13 protein-coding genes, 1 tRNA gene and 1 pseudogene are annotated in these 15,738 nt (G+C 68.4%); 3 read left to right on the top strand and 12 right to left on the bottom strand.

Translation table 11 applies throughout. The features are described 5' to 3' along the window. Positions 1 to 109: pseudogene (locus E2L08_RS14930) on the top strand (IS5/IS1182 family transposase); the annotation flags it as partial. Positions 110 to 130: 21 nt separating this feature from the next. Here E2L08_RS14930 and E2L08_RS14925 read toward each other — a convergent pair. From E2L08_RS14925 to E2L08_RS14900, 6 genes are all read right to left on the bottom strand, one after another. Next, a complete protein-coding gene (locus E2L08_RS14925; protein ID WP_133397897.1) occupies positions 131 to 430 on the bottom strand; it encodes a hypothetical protein in 300 nt (99 codons plus the stop codon). A 206-nt stretch (positions 431 to 636) separates the two neighbouring features. Beyond that, entirely contained in the window at positions 637 to 3,480 is a 2,844-nt protein-coding gene (locus E2L08_RS14920; RefSeq protein WP_133397896.1) for a tyrosine-type recombinase/integrase, read from the bottom strand. Then, positions 3,481 to 3,555 (bottom strand) — tRNA-Gln (locus E2L08_RS14915). Between the two features lie 100 nt (positions 3,556 to 3,655). Further along, positions 3,656 to 5,362, bottom strand: a complete 1,707-nt coding sequence (locus E2L08_RS14910; RefSeq protein ID WP_133397895.1) for a capsule biosynthesis protein — start codon at positions 5,360 to 5,362, stop codon at positions 3,656 to 3,658. After that, entirely contained in the window at positions 5,340 to 5,999 is a 660-nt protein-coding gene (locus tag E2L08_RS14905; protein ID WP_133397894.1) for an ABC transporter ATP-binding protein, read from the bottom strand. Before E2L08_RS14905 ends, E2L08_RS14910 begins: the two co-directional genes overlap by 23 nt. A 160-nt stretch (positions 6,000 to 6,159) precedes the next feature. Continuing rightward, a complete protein-coding gene (locus E2L08_RS14900; RefSeq protein ID WP_133397893.1) occupies positions 6,160 to 7,449 on the bottom strand; it encodes a Na+/H+ antiporter NhaA in 1,290 nt (429 codons plus the stop codon). 180 nt (positions 7,450 to 7,629) lie between these two features. Here E2L08_RS14900 and E2L08_RS14895 point away from each other — a divergent pair, with 180 nt between their 5' ends. Next, positions 7,630 to 8,214: a uracil-DNA glycosylase family protein gene (locus E2L08_RS14895; protein WP_133397892.1), complete on the top strand. Its 585-nt coding sequence runs from the start codon at positions 7,630 to 7,632 to the stop codon at positions 8,212 to 8,214. Further along, a complete protein-coding gene (locus tag E2L08_RS14890) occupies positions 8,211 to 8,993 on the top strand; it encodes an SseB family protein (RefSeq protein WP_133397891.1) in 783 nt (260 codons plus the stop codon). Before E2L08_RS14895 ends, E2L08_RS14890 begins: the two co-directional genes overlap by 4 nt. 76 nt (positions 8,994 to 9,069) lie before the next feature. Here the strand turns inward: E2L08_RS14890 and E2L08_RS14885 are convergent, their stop codons facing one another. The 6 genes from E2L08_RS14885 to E2L08_RS14860 are packed head-to-tail and all read right to left on the bottom strand — an operon-like array spanning position 9,070 to position 15,598. Beyond that, complete coding sequence (locus tag E2L08_RS14885) at positions 9,070 to 9,999, bottom strand: 2-hydroxyacid dehydrogenase (protein WP_133397890.1); 930 nt, start codon at positions 9,997 to 9,999, stop codon at positions 9,070 to 9,072. Next, entirely contained in the window at positions 9,996 to 11,141 is a 1,146-nt protein-coding gene (gene rodA, locus E2L08_RS14880; protein ID WP_133397889.1) for a rod shape-determining protein RodA, read from the bottom strand. Before rodA ends, E2L08_RS14885 begins: the two co-directional genes overlap by 4 nt. Continuing rightward, the gene (gene mrdA, locus E2L08_RS14875) at positions 11,138 to 13,060 is read right to left on the bottom strand and encodes a penicillin-binding protein 2 (protein ID WP_133397888.1); all 1,923 of its coding nucleotides are present in this window, start codon (positions 13,058 to 13,060) and stop codon (positions 11,138 to 11,140) included. The genes rodA and mrdA overlap by 4 nt, the downstream gene beginning before the upstream one ends. Next, positions 13,057 to 13,596, bottom strand: a complete 540-nt coding sequence (locus E2L08_RS14870) for a rod shape-determining protein MreD (RefSeq protein WP_133397887.1) — start codon at positions 13,594 to 13,596, stop codon at positions 13,057 to 13,059. Before E2L08_RS14870 ends, mrdA begins: the two co-directional genes overlap by 4 nt. After that, entirely contained in the window at positions 13,589 to 14,527 is a 939-nt protein-coding gene (gene mreC, locus E2L08_RS14865) for a rod shape-determining protein MreC (RefSeq protein WP_133397886.1), read from the bottom strand. Before mreC ends, E2L08_RS14870 begins: the two co-directional genes overlap by 8 nt. A gap of 33 nt (positions 14,528 to 14,560) precedes the next feature. Next, positions 14,561 to 15,598 (bottom strand): rod shape-determining protein, encoded by a 1,038-nt coding sequence (locus E2L08_RS14860; RefSeq protein ID WP_133397885.1) that lies wholly within the window; start codon positions 15,596 to 15,598, stop codon positions 14,561 to 14,563. Between the last annotated feature and the right edge of the window lie 140 nt (positions 15,599 to 15,738).

Here is a 15,738-nt window from a genome sequence, read left to right as displayed (position 1 = left end):
GTTCGGTAGGTTGAAAGACTGGCGTCGCATCGCCACCCGCTACGACAGATGCCCGAAGGTCTTCCTCTCCGCCATCGCCCTCGCCGCAACCGTCATGTTCTGGTTATGAATCCTGACCCTAAGCCCTTTTCTACATGGAATACTGGTCGCTCCAATAGCCTCTGGTAATTTCATGTTTTGCCCGCCTGGAAAGGCATGGCTGCATCGCAGCCTGCTCCGCCACGGCCTTCGAGCTCGGCCGGTCGAACTCGGTGATCGCCTGGCCGGAAATCAGCGCCTGCATGAACGCCTTGCGCTGGCCAAGCCGGGCCTTGGCCAGCGGCACGCTCGGGTAGAGATTCTGCACAACTGCTGCGGTGTCGTCGCCCTCGGGCCCGACCGACCCCACCTGGCTCAAAACGCAGATCCCCGGCGGACCAGTCTGCGCCATGATGTCCACCGTGCCCGCGGTTGCGTTGATGTCAAACGGTCACTGCCGGATGGGAACGACCACCAGGTCCGCAGCGCGGATCGCCGCGTAGATCGTGCCGCCAGCATTGGGCGGCGTGTCGATCACCACGTAGTCGGTGCCATCCTCCTCGGCTTGGCGGAGATAGGCGGAGATCGGTCTACTCGTCGACCACCGACTACTGTTCGCTACCTTGAATTTGGCGGACGCACGCTCCTGCTGCGCCTCCGTTCTACAACCAAAGGCCGCTGTTTTCTGGTCGGTTCTGCGACCGGCTCTGGAGACACGTCACCGGCATAAAGGAGACCTTCCCTGAGTCTGCTTTCAGCACTTTTGCTGATGCGCCCGAGGCGATGGTGCAGCCTTGCAGTATCTTCCTCGGGCACAAGGAAACGCCGACGCAAATTGAAGCGCGTCGGAATGTCGAGCTTGGCTTCGGCCATCTCGACGGCCTGCGCAATCGCGAGTTCATGCGGTGCCGGTCCCGCAGTCTCGATCGGGCCACCCCAGGCGATATCGAGGAATTTCCGGCCAGCCATTGTACGGGTGTTCACGACAATTCCCGGACGCGCAGTCGACTTGGTGGGTTCAGCACGTCGGCTCGGAAGAGCGCACACCACAAGATCCCCTGCCTCGAGATCGATTGGGCGGCTATCCGGGTTGTCGACGATCGGTTTGGCATCAACCACAGAAGGATTTTCGATTTCCTCCGTTTCCTTATCGACGCTCGGCTTCGTGGCGGGAGCGTAGAATGGCTTGTCGTCGACCAAAATCAGCAGATGCTCGAGTGCTGCCGTGGCCTCTTCGCTTGCCGGCATCGTGAGCGAATATTGCCGGCCGAGCGAAACGATCCGCGCGGCCACGTCCTTTTCCTCGAGGGCTTCGCAATCATTCCACGTGTATTCCGCCGGGGCCTTCCTGCCCGAGATGGCGGCCTCGAACACGATCTCGTCGGTTTCGGAGTCGCGGAGTTGAACGGCCGAGACCTCCCGCCGATCGGTCAAAGCCACATCGACATCGAGAGCCGTCTGCAGGGCGGTGCGGTTGCCCACGATGATGGGAAAGCCAAACCGCCTGTCGCTGCCGATTTCGATGCCGTAGTCGACGGCATCGAGCATGTCTTTCAACTCCAGAAGGCCATGATCGGAATAGTGCCGGTCGATGGTCGTGCCCTCGAGGTGGCCAAGAATCCTCTGGCGAGTGCCGGTATCGATGCCCCGGCTCAAAAGCTTGGAAGAAAGCGTGCGCCGCATGGCGTAGATGTCTTCGCGCGTGTCGTGGAGCTTCAGCGTCTTCAGGAGGTTCCGCAGGCGGTCGCCGAAGATCTGGGATCGTCGACCGTGGCTCTTGTCGGGCTGGATCTCCGGGAAAAGCCAAGTTTCCCCGAATTTGCGTTTCGCCACGACCCATTCCCGGAACCCCAGTTCGAGGAGGATCTCCGGAATCGGTAGCACGCGCCGGGATTGCTCGTTCTTCAACACCGCGTCCTCTTCGTCGCCGACAAAGAGGCAGAGGATCCCGTCCCGGCGCACCACGTCCGGCACCGCGGCCTGGAGGATTTCCTCTGGGCGGACGCCCATCGTGATCATGATGAGCGGGACCCAATAGATCGCGTCCCGGATGATGATGCGATTGCGCGCGGTGGCTTTCCGGCTGCGCTGCTTCGGGGACGATGTGCCGACATAGATTGGCGAGCGCAGGAGCCTCGACACGTGCTCGAGCGACCACGACATCCGGCGCTTCGGGCGCGACACGCGTTTCGGAAGCTTGCAGGGTGTCTTCTGAGACTTGTGCCAGGCGCGCAACCGGTTCTTCAGCTGCGCGTGGGAGGGGACGAGGCGATCTTCGTCATCGACATCCCGTCCGACACGTTTCCGTCCGAGCGCGGCGCGAAATATGCGATTGAGCATGTCACGCTGGACGAAGAGGTATCCGTCGGTGAGCCTCGGAATCAGTTCCACCACAAGCCGGCGCCGCTTGTCGGGCACCGACAGCGTGTCGAGATTCAGGATTTCCTCCAACAGTTGAGCGTCTTGGGCATCGGCGTCGCGGATCTCCTGCAAAGGGCACAAGTCCTTGCCGATCTTCTCGTGCCTGTTTCGGCCGTGGCCTTTTCCCCAGCGCTTCGGAAGCATCCAGACCTGGAAGAGGAACTCGAAGGACTGCTCGAGCACGATCGAAGCCACGGGCACGTCGCCGAAATACGCCAGGGCGACTTTCCCGATAACCCGGATCTTGGTTTCCACGTCTTGCGGGGCCTCTTCGCAGGCCTTCTCGATCGCCTCCGACAGCAGCATTGGCGGCTTCATGGCCTCCCGGGTCGGCGTCAGCCCATGATCGATCAGGAGATCCCGCCCGACCTCAAGCGGGTCGTCGAAGTCCCGCTCCACGCGGGCGCTCAAGTCGTTGAGACGGCGCAGGAGGGAAAGGACTTGCCGGGCAACCGCGGGGGCCTCGAGGGTCTCTGGGTCTATGCCGTTCTGCCCTGCAATGTCTCCTGCGAATGCGGACGCCACTGGCCAGTCGCGAGCGCGCTGGGCGTCCCGTATCAAGCCCGTCTCCGCTTCGATGCGGCGCAGACAGGCCTCGGAGCCCTCGATCGACAAGTCGCTTTCCTGCCGCGCAATCATCGTGGCGACGGCACGCCGCACGATCTCTTTCAGCATCGCCTGGACCCGTGCCTCGCTGACCGGGCTGTCCTGAAGTTCTTCGAGCACGTTTTTCTCTCCTGCCTCGACCGCGGAGAGCATGTCGGCCGACCGCTTTACCGCTTCGGCGAGGAGGTGGGTGCGGAGCGAAACCGACAGAAACGCGGGCGCGCCGAGACAGCGGATTTTTTCGGGCCAGCGCCGCCGGAAATAGAAGATCCCGTTTCTGCGAACGAGGTGAAGCCCCCATTTTCTCGACGGTTCGCGCGGTCCGCACCGGGCACCATGTGAACCAGTTTGTGAACCACCACGACGTGGAGACGGGAGGCTGGCCGCTTGATCAACGGCTATCCCATTGGGAAGTATGCAATTTTTCGAGGACATTGGCTGGGGTGGTAGGATTCGAACCTACGATACACGGTACCAAAAACCGATGCCTTACCACTTGGCTACACCCCATTGGTGCGACGGGTTCTAGTCAGGCGGCGGGGGGGGTGCAAGGGGCCGCGGGCGCATTTTTCGGCCCCGCGGCCCGCTCTTTTTCGCGGGTGCCGCCACGTCAGGACGACACCTGCTCGCGCAGGATCGACGCGGTGAGCGACAGCATCAGGTAGAGACCCGCAAACACCACGAAGGCCAGCAGCGTGTTCTCGAACTTGCGCGGATACGTGGCCTCGTCGGGGGGGATCGGCGAGACGCCGAGCGACAGGTAGCGGGTCTGGCGATTGGCCTCGATCCGCGCGGTCTCGAGCTGCTGAAGCGCCTGCTGCATCAGCGCGGTGCGCGTCTCGAGGTCGGTCTCGGCGATCCTGAGCTGCGCCGAGACGCGCGCCAGAGACGCCACGTCGCCGGTGCCGTCGGTCATGTCGCCGCGCAGCTCGTCGACGACGGCCTGCAACCGTTCGACATCGCCGCGCACGCCCGCGACGCGCGATTCGTTCGGACGGCGATTCGACAGAAGCTGGTCGAGCTCGAGCTGTTTCTGGCGAAGCTGGGTCTGGAACTGCGAGATCTGGCCCATGACCGCGCCGCTTTCGGCGATGGGGTCGAGCACGCCGAGCTGTTCCTGGAGCTCGAGCACGCGGTCCTGCGCGGCGAGCATCTTTTCCTCGGCCTCGGTATAGCTTTCGCGCGCGCCCGACATCTGGTCCTCGCGCAGGCGCTGGGTAAGCTGGTCGACCCGTTCCTCGGCATAGTCGATGAGCAGGCCGGAATATTGCGCGCTGACCTGCGGATCGGCGGCCACGACCTCCATCTTGACGATGCCCTCGGTCGGGTCGTAGCCGATCTCGACCACGTCCTTGTAGAGTTTATAGGCCGCCTCGTTCGACGCATCCTCGGGGAGGCGCTGGATCGGGTCGATCCAGTCCTGCGAGAAATGCGCCTTGAACGCGGCATCCTCGTCGAGCCGCAGCATGGCGTCGCGCGAGGTCAGGTAGGACTGGACGGTGATGCTGTCCTGCGAGGTGGCAAAGCCCGTGCCCGAGAACAGCCCGCCCAGCGATCCGCCCGACGCGGCCTCGGCCTGCTGGATCACGAACTCGGTCTTGGTCGCGTACATCGGGGTCGCGATCTCGTAATAGTAATAGCCCGCCAGCGCCGTCGGCAGCCCGACGAAGAACAGCAGCCGCGCGCCCAGCAGCGCGAGCTTGCGGCGGCGACGGCGGGAGATGTCGCGCTGGATCTGGCGCACCTGTTCCGCGTGCTGCGAGGCGCCCGGCGCCGCGGGCCGGGTCGGCGCGTCCTCGGTCGCGGGGAGCTGCACCGGCTTGACCGTCTGGGGAAGCTGCACGCGCGAGGGCGCGGCGGCGGCCGGGGTGTCCTGCGCATCGCCCGGCACGACGAGTTCGAGCATGTTGGCCCGCTCGAACGGGTCGATTCCCTTGAGGCGCAGGCGGCGCACCGCGTCGAAATCCGATGTCGCCTCGATCCCGTGTTTCTGGGCGAGGCGGCGGGCGAGGCGCAACTGCCGCCCCGTCAGCCCCTCGCGCCGGATGCGGGCGATATCGGTCTCGCCCGCGACGGTGGCGGGCTCGTCGATATCGGCGCGGGCGGCGGGGCCGGGCTCGGCGCGGGCCGAGCCGGGATAGGGCGCGTCGCCGAACCCGTCATCGGCGGGCCGGCGGCCGGTGTCGCCGCCGCGGGTATGGCGCACCACGACGGCCGGGCGCGCGGGCGCGGCGGGCGGCGCCTCGGGCTCGGGGGTGGGGGCGAGCGAGGCGGTCTTGCGGATGCGGAACTTCTTAACCTTGGGTTTCGTAGTCATACAGCCGCTTCGCTTCTTCAAGGGTGTCGAACATGTGGAGCTGACCGTCCACGAGCACCGCCGCCGAGCGGCAGAATTTTTCCAGCGTCTCGGGCTGGTGCGACACGACCACGATGGTCGCGCTTTCCAGCCGTTCTCGCAGGATCTCGCCCGCCTTGCGGTTGAACTCGACATCGGTGGTCGACGGCATGCCCTCGTCCACGAGATAGATATCGAAATCGAGCGCCAGCAGTAAGGCCAAACTCAGCCGCGCGCGCATCCCTGCGGAATAGGTGCCCACGGGCATGTCGAAATATTCCTCGAGCCCGCAGAGCCAGCGGCAGAACGCCTCGAGATAGTCGGGGTCGATGCCGTAGAGCTGCGCGATGAAGCGCGCGTTCTCGGTGCCCGAAAGGCGCGGCACGACCCCGCCCATGAAGCCCAGCGGAAACGAGATGCGGCTGGTGCGCCGGATTTCGCCCTCGTCGGCCTTTTCGAGCCCGGCCATCATGTTGATGATCGTCGTCTTGCCGGTGCCGTTGGGGGCGAGGATGCCGAGCGAATTGCCCTCTTCCACGCGGAAGGACGCGCGGTCGAGGATGACCTTGCGCTGCTGTCCGGTCCAGAAGGACTTGGAGACATTGTCGAATTCGATCATGCGTCTTCCGTTCGCGGGGCGGCGGCGGTGCCGTCGACGGGGCGTCGGGCAGTTTTCACCCTAGCCCGCCTTTGGGACAGCATTATGACCCCGCCCGGCGCGCGGCGAGATTACGCGCCGCCACGGCCCCCGCGCAAGACGCAAGCCCGTGAACCCGCGCTCAGCCCCGCCGCGCGACACCCAGCGCGCGCGCCAGCACCGCCGCGACCAGCACCGCGACAAGCGAGCCCAGCGCCCCGATCCGCAGCGCCGCGCCCTCGGCCGACAGCGGCAGCGCGGCGTTCGACAGAAACAGCGGCCAGGTCACGGCGCAGCCCGCCAGCGCCCCGATCACCACGAGGTCGCGCGCCGCCACCCCGCGCAGCGGCCCCGCCACCGCGATCATCGCCCAGGCCCCCAGAACGACGCCCACGGGCTTGCCCAGCACCAGCGCTGCCCAGAGCGCGCCCGAGGACGCATCGACCGCGCCGAGCGGCACGCCCGCCGCCACCACGGCAAAGAGGAACAGCACGATCTCGGCGGGACTGCGCAGCGCGCGCTGCGCACGGTTGAGCGGATCGTGCAGGAATCGCTCGGCCTCGGCGAACAGGCCGAAGGCGCGCGTGGCATGGGGAAAGGCCGGCACGATGGGCAAGAGCCCCAGCGCCGGGTGCAGCCCCGCGCGGGTCACGCCAACCCACGACACCGCCGCGGCCAGCGCATAGGGCCAGAGCCCCATGCGGCGGCGCACGCGCGTCGTGGCGGGGCGCGCGGGATTGCCCCGGTCGCGCCGGGCGGGCCACGCCACGCAGGCCAGCCAGACCGTCGCGGCGGCGAGCGCGGGCAGGATCAGCCAGCCCGGCGCCACCGGGGCCGCGGGAAAGAACAGCGCGAGGATCGCGAAGGCCAGCACGTCGTCGGCCACGGCCAGCACCAGCAGCATCCGCATCGCCGGGTGGCGCGCCCCGAAGATCGCGCGCCCCGCGATCCATGTCAGCGCCACATCGGTCGAGACCGGTGCGGCCCATGCCCGGCTGGCCGCGTCCCAGGCATCCGAGCCCAGCACCGCCGAGAGCGCGAGAAACAGCCCCGCCGCCGCCGTCGCACCGCCCAGCGTGGCGCCCAGCGGCACCATGGCGCGCCGCCCGCGCAGCGCGCCCTGGCGCAGGATCGCGGCCTCCCACGCCTCTTTCGCGGCCATCGCAAAGACGATGGCCATGCCGATATCGGCGACGAGATAGGCGGGCGTCAGCACCCGGTCGACATCGCCCAGGTCGTCGATGCCGAAGGCCCCCCCGGCCGCGCCGAGCCACAGCCCCGCGTCGCGCCCGATCCAGCTGCCGAAAAGCAGCGGGAACTCGGTGACGAAGGTAAAGCTCACCGGGGCGAGGTTGGCCCAGCCAAGCCCCAGCGCCATGCCCAGCAACAGCAGGAGCGGCGTATTCGCAACATAGGTCCAGACGCGATACATCGGGCGGGCTCGGCAGGGGCGGGACAGGACGGGCAGGGGCGGACGGTCGCCACCGCGTTAGCCCCGGCGGCAGGGGCTGGCAAGCGGGGCCCGCGCCGTGAGCCGCCCGCCGGGGCTTTCGGGCGACGGCGCCGGGGCAGGCGGTTGGCGCCGGGCGCGATCGTGGCTAGATGGGCGGTCATGGACGATCTGAAATCCCGCCTCTCGGCCTGCCGCATCTGCGCCGAGCGCTTTCGCGCCACGGCCACCGCGCACGAGCCGAACCCGGTCGTGTGGTTCGCGCCGGGCGCGCGGCTCCTGATCGCGAGCCAGGCGCCGGGGATGCGGGTGCACAAGGCCAACACGCCTTTCTGGGACCAGTCGGGCAAGCGGCTGCGCGACTGGCTGGGGCTCGACGAGGCGACGTTCTACGACCGCTCGCGGGTGGCCATCGTGCCGATGGCCTTCTGCTTTCCGGGCTATGATGCGGCGGGCTCGGACCTGCCGCCGCCGCCCGTATGCGCGCGGACCTGGCGCGCGCCGATCCTCGAGGCGCTGGACCGGGTGCGGCTGGCGGTCCTGATCGGCGGCTATGCGCAGAAATGGCACATGGGCACCAAGGCGGGCGTCACGGCCACGGTGCGCGACTGGCGCGCGCACCTGCCCCGCGCGATCCCGCTGCCGCATCCCTCGTGGCGCAACACCGCCTGGCTGAACCGCAACCCGTGGTTCGCGAGCGAACTCCTGCCCGAACTGCGCGCCCGCGTGGCCGAGGCGCTGGCATGACCCCGCTCGACCGCGCCCATGCCGCGATGGAGGCCGCGCCGCAGGACGATGCCGCCCGGCTCGCCTTCTACGAGCGCGTGGCCGATGCCGAGCTGTTCGTGCTGCTGACGGCCGAGCCCGAGGGGGCTGAGGTCGCGCCGCAGGTCTTCGAGACCTCGCAGGGGCGGTTCGTGCTGGGCTTCGACCGGGTCGAGCGGCTGGCCGAGTTCGCGGCCGCGGGCGCGCCCTATGTCACCCTGTCGGGCCGGATGCTGGCGGGGATGCTGGCCGGGCAGGGGACGGGGCTGGCGCTCAACCCCTCCGTGGCGCCGTCCGAGACGCTGCTGACGCCCGAGGCGCTGGGCTGGCTGGCCGAGACGCTGTCGGGCGCCCCCGACGAGATCGAGGCCTGGCCGGTCGAGCTGTTCCCGCCGGGCGAGTTGCCCGAGCGGTTCCTGTCGGCGCTCGACGCCAAGCTCGCCACCGCCACCGGGCTCGCGCGGATGGCCTACCTCGTGCGCGCGCGCTACGAGGGCGGCGCGCAGGGGCATCTGCTGGTCTTTGTCGATCCGGCGCGGGGCGCCGAGGGCGCGCTGTCCTCGGCCATGCGCGAGGCGCTGGTCTTTTCGGGGCTGGAGGCGGCGAGCGTCGACGTGGGCTTCACCCCGTCATCGGCGCCCATCGCCGCGCGGCTGGCGCGGGCCGGGCTGCGGTTCGACCTGCCGCGGTTCGAGCCCGCGCGCGACGCGGCCCCCGCGCCGCCGGGCAGCGACCCCGACCGGCCGCCGAAGCTGCGCTGACGGCCCCGCCGCTGCGACGGGGCGGCGGGCGGTCCGACATGAGTATTTCAGGAAACAGAGAAGGGCCGGCCGCGCCTCAGTAGCCGCGATCGCGGTCGACGAGGTGGAGCAGTGGCGCGCCCGCCTCGCCGCGGCGGATATTCTCGGCGATCACGCCGGCGGCGGTTTCGGGCCGGGTGGCCGAGGCGATATGCGGCGTCACGGTCACGCGCGGATGGTGCCAGAACGGGTGATCCTCGGGCAGCGGCTCGGTGCGGAAGGCGTCGAGCGTGGCATGGCCGAGATGTCCGCGATCCAGCGCCGCGATGAGCGCCGCGTCATCGACGAGCCCGCCACGGCCGGGATTGACGAGCACGGCGCCAGGGCGCATCGCGGCGAGCCTGCCCGCATCGAGCAGGCATTCGGTGTCGGGCGTGAGCGGCAGGAGCGTCACCACGATATCGGCGCCCGCAAGCGTGCGGTCGAGCCCGTCGCGCCCCGTTGCGCTGGTCACGCCGGGGATGGATTTGGGACTGTTGCTCCAGCCCGAGACGGGAAAGCCGAGATGCACGAGCGCCTTTGCGCAGGCCGTGCCGAGCGCGCCCAGCCCCAGCATCGCCACGGGCCGGTCCTGCGCCAGCGGCGGCGCGGTCGAGTCCCATGCGCCGGGCGCCGCCGCGAGATGCGCGTCGATGCCCAGATGGTGCCGCAGGACGTGGCCGGCGACGTATTCGACCATGCCCGCCGTCAGCCCCGGATCGACCATCCGCGCGAGCGGCTGGGTCAGGGTCGGGTTGTCCACCACCGTCTCGACCCCGGCCCAGAGGTTCAGCACCGCCTTTGCACGGATGAAGGGGCTGAAATCCGTCACCGGGCCGCTGGGGGCGAGGATGATGTAATCGACCGTCTCGGGCGCATGATCGCGCGACAGCGCCACATCCAGCCCGGCGGCGGCGAAGGCGCGCGTCAAAGGGCCGGTCCAGGCGGCGTCATAGGCTTGGGGGGCGGCGAAAAGGGCGTGGATCATCTGTCTCGGGGCCTGTGGATATGGGCGGATTGCACGAGCCCGAAGCCGACCATCAGCACGAGCATCGCCGAGCCGCCATAGCTGACCAGCGGCAGCGGCACGCCAACGACCGGCGCGAGTCCCATCACCATCGCCATGTTGACGGCGAAGAACAGAAAGAACGTGGCCCCGATCCCGAGCGTGACCAGCGCGCCGAAGCGGTCGCGGTTGCGCGTGGCAGACACGATGCAGAAGGCCACGATGCCGACGTAAAGCGCCAGCAGCGAGAACGCCCCGATGAAGCCGAACTCTTCGGCGAGGGTGGTGAAGATGAAGTCGGTGTGTTTCTCGGGCAGGAAGTTCAGCCGCGACTGCGTGCCCTGCATGAAGCCGCGACCTGTCCAGCCGCCCGATCCCAGCGCGATCTTGGACTGGGTGATGTGATAGCCGGCGCCCAGAGGGTCCGAGGCCGGGTCGAGGAAGGTGTCGATCCGGCGATACTGGTAGTCCTTGAGCAATTGCCACGACGTCCCGCGCGAGCTGAACACCGCCGCGACGAGCCCGATGCCGCCCGCGATCACGGCGCCGAAATACCACCAGCTTACCCCGGCGACGAACATCACGATCCCCCCGCCCATCACCAGCAGCAGCGCGGTCCCGAGATCGGGCTGGCGCAGGGTGAGATAGACGGGAACGGCGATCAGGATCAGCGGCAGCACCACCCAGAGCGGGTGCGAGGTCTTGCGGATGTCGAGCCAGTCGTAATAGGCGGCCAGCATCATCACGAGCGCGATCTTCATCAGCTCGGAGGGTTGCAGCCGCATGAAGCCCAGGTCGATCCAGCGCTGTGCGCCCATGCCGGTGGTGCCGAAGAACTCCACCGCCAGCAGCAGCAGGACCGAGCCCAGATAGGCCACCCCCGCGAGGTTGCGCCAGAGCCAGAGCGGCACCATGGCGACGGCGAACATGGCCACGACGCCCAGCGCGAAGCGTTTCATCTGCGGCTCGGCCCAGGGCTCGAGCGACCCGCCCGCGACCGAGTAGAGCATCAGGAACCCCACCGCGGCCACGGCGCTGAGCAGCAGCAGCAGCGGCCAGTTCAGATAGAGCACCTTGCCCGGCCCCGAGGGCACGCGCTTGACGTTGTATTCGAGATAGCTCACGCGCGGGACCTCTCGCCGCCGGCGCGGGTGGTCTCGCGCAGGTCGAGCCTGGCGAACATCTCCTCGACGCCGCGGCGGTCGGCGGCCGGGTAGGCGTCGAGCGGGGGCAGGCCGCCATGCAGCGCGTAGAGCATGATGTCGCGCGCCACGGGGGCGGCTGCCGACGAGCCGCCGCCGCCATGCTCGATCACGACCGACACGGCGTAGCGGGGCGTGTCATAGGGGGCATAGGCCACGAAAAGGGCGTGGTCGCGCTGTTCCCAGGGCACCTCGCTGTTGTCGACCACGACCGAGCGCACCTGGCTCGTGCCGGTCTTGCCCGCGAGCTTGAGCGCGGGCGGCTCGATGCGCGACCGGAAGGCCGTGCCGCGCGCGGTGTTGCTGACCGAGTACATGCCCTTGCGGATCAGGGCGAGATGCTCGGGGCGGAAGGGCAGGGGCGCCGCGGATTCGAGCGGAATCTCGACCCCGTCGACGGATTTCACCAGCCGGGGCATGACCGCGCGGCCCGAGGCGATGCGCGCCGACATCACCGCCAGTTGCAAGGGCGAGCTCAGCACGAAGCCCTGCCCGATGGCCGCGTTCAGGCTGTCGCCGACCTTCCACGATTCGCCGTAGCGGTCCCGTTTCCAGTCCATGTCGGGCATGACGCCCGCGGTCACGGCGGACATCGGCAGGTCGAACCGTTCGCCGATGCCGAAGGCGCGGGCGCATTCGGCGATCCTTTCGATGCCGACGCGCTGGGCGAGCTCGTAGTAAAAGACGTCGCAGCTTTGCTGGAGGCTTTGTTCGAGGTTCACGCGGCCGTGGCCCCCGCGTTTCCAGCAGTGGAACCGGCGATCGCCCAGCTTGGTGAAGCCGCCGCAATAGATGGTTTCTGTCGCGTTGAGCTCTCCGGCGTCGAGTGCCGCGAGCGTCACCAGCATCTTGAAGGTCGAGCCCGGCGGATAGGCGCCCTGCACGGCCTTGTTGGCCAGCGGGCGATACTTGTTGCCGGTCAGGTCGCGGTAATCGGCGACCGAGATGCCGCGCACGAACTTGTTGGGATCGAAGGAGGGCGCGTTGCCCACCGCCGTCAGGTCGCCGGTCTCGATATCCATGACCACGGCGCTGGCCGAAAGCCCCAGCGCAAGCCGCGCCTCGCAGAAGTTCTGCAAGCCGCTGTCGACGGTCAGTTGCAGATCGGAGCCCGGCACCCCGTCGTCGCGGTCGAGTTCGCGCATGACGCGGCCGGCGGCGTTGACCTCGATGCGGCGCGCGCCGGCGCTGCCGCGGAGGTCGTGTTCGTATTTCTGTTCCACGCCGGTCTTGCCGATCTGGAACTTGGGGATCTGGAGCAGCGGGTCGTCATCCTCGATCCGGCCGAGGTCGTAATCGCTGACCGGGCCGACATAGCCGATGACATGGGCGAAATCCTGTCCCAGCGGATAATGCCGCGACAGGCCCACATCGGGGGTGATGCCGGGCAGGGCGGGGGCGTTGACCGCGACGATGGCCACGTCGTCCCAGCTTCGCTGTTCGGTGATGGTGACGGGCACGAAGGGCGAGCGGCGCGAGATCTCCTTGAGCGCGCGCTCCACCTCGTCGTCGTCGATATAGATGAGCTGGCGCAGCCGGGCGATGGCCGCCTCGACGTCGCCCGCATCCTCGCGGACGATGACCACGCGGTAATTCTGCGCGTTCTCGGCCAGCGGCGTGCCGTTGCGGTCGAAGATCAGCCCCCGCGCCGGGGCGATCAGGCGGATGTTGATGCGGTTCTCTTCGGCCAGCAGGCGGAACTGGTCGGCCTGCTCGACCTGCATCTGGCGCATCCGCCAGCCCAGCACGCCCGCAAGGCAAAGCTGCACGCCCCCCAGCACCGCGGCGCGGCGGGTGACGAGCCGGGTCGAGGCCTCGGTATCCTTGGGCGAGCGTTTCATGCGCGCTTCCTTTCCGCGTCCCGTTCGGCCACGCCCGCGGGCCTGACCCCCAGCCCGAAGGCCGTCACCACCACCACGATCGGATAAGCCGCGGCCGAGACGATCAGTTGCAGCGCATTGGCCCCGATCGAGGGTTGCGGCACCAATAGCACGGCCTGCACCAGCATTCCCGCCGCGATCATCGTGGCCAGCGTCATCGTGACCATGACCCATTCGACCGGAAAGGGCAGCTCGGAGGGGATGTTGGAATGCTTGCGCAGGTATTCGCAGCCGAGCACGACGAGGATCGTCCACAGCCCCAGCGGCCGCATGAACAGGATGTCGGCCGTCAGGTGCACCAGCGCGATCAACGCGACGGGCGCGTATTCGGGGCGGCGGATCACCCAGGCGAATGTCGTGAGCGTCAGCAGTTCGGGCGCGGGTACGGGGGCCGTGCCGATGCGGAACGGCAGGATCCGCACGAAGATGACCAGCGCGGCCATCGCGAGAAACAGCAGCCGGAACCCGGTGCGGCGCATGGTGACGGGATCAACCATCGGCGGGCTCGGCCTCGGGGTCGGGGGGCAGGTCGCCGGGGGCGGGCGCGGTGGCCACGGTCTGCGCGGGGCGGTCGGGCAGCACGAGCCCGCCGGGGTCCGAGATCGCCTCGGCCGGGTGGGAACGCAGGACGCGCAGGAACTCGAGCCGCTCGTAATCGGCGGCGAGCCGCGCGCGCAGCCGCCCGTCCTTGCCCAGCACCACCTGACCCACCAGAAGCCCCGCGGGCAGCACGCCGCCATCGCCCGAACTCACGATCCGGTCGCCGGGGCGCACCTGCTCGGCGCTGTCGAGAAAATCGAGCGGCGGCAGCGGCGAGTTGTCGCCCGCCACCAGCGCCCGGTGGCCCGAGGGCTGCACCGTGACGGGCACGCGGCTGTTGCTGTCGGTCAGCAGGATCACCCGCGACGATGTCGCGCCGACGCCCGAGATCCGCCCCACAAGCCCCAGCCCGTCCGTCGCGGCCCAGCCGTCGAGGATGCCGTCACGCGCGCCGATGTTCAAAAGCACCGACTTGCGGAACGGGCTGCCCGCATCGGCCAGCACGACCCCGGTGATGAAGGTCAGCTTGGGGTCGAGCCGCACCTTGTTGAGGTCGAGCAGCTTGGCGTTTTCCTGTTCGAGCTGCAGGGCCGCCTCTTTCCAGCCCTTCATCTGCTGAAGCTCGCGGCGCAGCTCCTGGTTCTGGTCGTAGATGCGCGCGTAGCTCTGGAATCCGCGCGCCATGTCCATCGTCTTGGCGACGGGCAGCAGCGCCCAGTCCATGTTGGGCACGACGCGGTCGACGATCTGCGCGCGCAGCCGCTCGGCGCGGGGGCTGTCGATGCGCCAGAACATGAACAGCGCGAACAGGAACAGGATCAGCAGCCCCAGCAGGACGCGCCTGATCGGGCGGGCGTAATCGTCCGGGCTGCCGTATCGGTTGGCCATGCGCTCTCCCAAGGGGCGTGGCGGGTGTCAGCCTTAGCTGTCGTAATCTATCACATGCCTAAGCTGTTTCTCGTATTCCAGCGCCTTGCCGGTCCCCAGAGCCACACAATTCAGTGACTCGTCGGCCACCGAAACGGCGAGCCCGGTCTGCTCGCGCAGCGCGAGGTCGAGTTCGCCCAGAAGCGCACCGCCCCCCGTGAGCATCACGCCGCGGTCGACGATATCGGCGGCGAGGTCGGGCGGCGTCGCCTCGAGCGCGATCATCACCGCCTCGCAGATCTGCTGCACCGGCTCGGCCAGCGATTCGGCGACCTGGGCCTGGTTGATCTCGATTTCCTTGGGCACCCCGTTGAGCAGGTCGCGCCCGCGCACCTGCAAGGTCGCGCCGCGCCCGTCATCGGGCATCCGCGCGGTGCCGATCTGGGTCTTGATCCGCTCGGCCGTGGCCTCGCCCACCAGCAGGTTCTGGTGGCGCCGCAGGTAGCTGATGATGGCCTCGTCCATGCGGTCGCCGCCGACGCGCACCGAGCGGGCATAGACGATGTCGCCGAGGCTCAGCACCGCCACCTCGGTCGTGCCGCCCCCTATATCGACGACCATCGACCCGGTGGGGTCCGTGATCGGCATGCCCGACCCGATGGCGGCGGCGATGGGCTCGGCGATGAGACCCGCGCGGCGCGCCCCGGCCGAGATCACCGATTGCCGGATCGCGCGCTTCTCGACCGGGGTCGCGCCGTGCGGCACGCAGACGATGATCTTGGGCTTCGAGAATGTCGTGCGCTTGTGAACCTTGCGGATGAAATGCTTGATCATCGCCTCGGCGACGTCGAAATCGGCGATGACGCCCTCGCGCATGGGCCGGATCGCCTGGATCGAGCCGGGCGTGCGGCCGAGCATCAGCTTGGCATCCTCGCCCACGGCGAGCACCTGTTTGCGCCCGTCCTTCATGTGGAAGGCCACCACCGACGGCTCGTTCAGCACGATGCCGCGGCCCTTGATGTAGACAAGGGTGTTGGCCGTGCCGAGGTCGATCGCCATGTCGGCGGAAAAGAGCCCCGTCAAACTACTCATGCTGAAATCCCCAAGCGATACCACGACTCCCCTCGCCGTGGGTCGGGGCCTTATAGCAGCAGGGCCATCGGGTTAAAGGCCCCCGATCGGCGGAAAGCGGCGCATGGGGCGGGCTGCGTGCGCGGGCGCCCCGCCCCGGC

This window comes from Palleronia sediminis (genome assembly GCF_004358695.1).
GTDB lineage: Bacteria > Pseudomonadota > Alphaproteobacteria > Rhodobacterales > Rhodobacteraceae > Palleronia > Palleronia sediminis.
Note: the sequence above shows the minus strand (reverse complement) of the source record. Positions and strands in the feature narration are given on the sequence as shown.

What these genes read in the sequence shown, in the direction of transcription:
- E2L08_RS14925 (WP_133397897.1), bottom strand. Translation starts at nt 430, where the DNA reads ATGGCGCAGACTGGTCCGCCGGGGATCTGCGTTTTGAGCCAGGTGGGG.
- E2L08_RS14885 (WP_133397890.1), bottom strand. Translation starts at nt 9,999, where the DNA reads ATGATCCACGCCCTTTTCGCCGCCCCCCAAGCCTATGACGCCGCCTGG.
- E2L08_RS14910 (WP_133397895.1), bottom strand. Translation starts at nt 5,362, where the DNA reads ATGACTACGAAACCCAAGGTTAAGAAGTTCCGCATCCGCAAGACCGCC.
- E2L08_RS14905 (WP_133397894.1), bottom strand. Translation starts at nt 5,999, where the DNA reads ATGATCGAATTCGACAATGTCTCCAAGTCCTTCTGGACCGGACAGCAG.
- E2L08_RS14860 (WP_133397885.1), bottom strand. Translation starts at nt 15,598, where the DNA reads ATGAGTAGTTTGACGGGGCTCTTTTCCGCCGACATGGCGATCGACCTC.
- E2L08_RS14895 (WP_133397892.1), top strand. Translation starts at nt 7,630, where the DNA reads ATGGACGATCTGAAATCCCGCCTCTCGGCCTGCCGCATCTGCGCCGAG.
- E2L08_RS14870 (WP_133397887.1), bottom strand. Translation starts at nt 13,596, where the DNA reads ATGGTTGATCCCGTCACCATGCGCCGCACCGGGTTCCGGCTGCTGTTT.
- mrdA (WP_133397888.1), bottom strand. Translation starts at nt 13,060, where the DNA reads ATGAAACGCTCGCCCAAGGATACCGAGGCCTCGACCCGGCTCGTCACC.
- mreC (WP_133397886.1), bottom strand. Translation starts at nt 14,527, where the DNA reads ATGGCCAACCGATACGGCAGCCCGGACGATTACGCCCGCCCGATCAGG.
- E2L08_RS14900 (WP_133397893.1), bottom strand. Translation starts at nt 7,449, where the DNA reads ATGTATCGCGTCTGGACCTATGTTGCGAATACGCCGCTCCTGCTGTTG.
- E2L08_RS14920 (WP_133397896.1), bottom strand. Translation starts at nt 3,480, where the DNA reads ATGTCCTCGAAAAATTGCATACTTCCCAATGGGATAGCCGTTGATCAA.
- E2L08_RS14890 (WP_133397891.1), top strand. Translation starts at nt 8,211, where the DNA reads ATGACCCCGCTCGACCGCGCCCATGCCGCGATGGAGGCCGCGCCGCAG.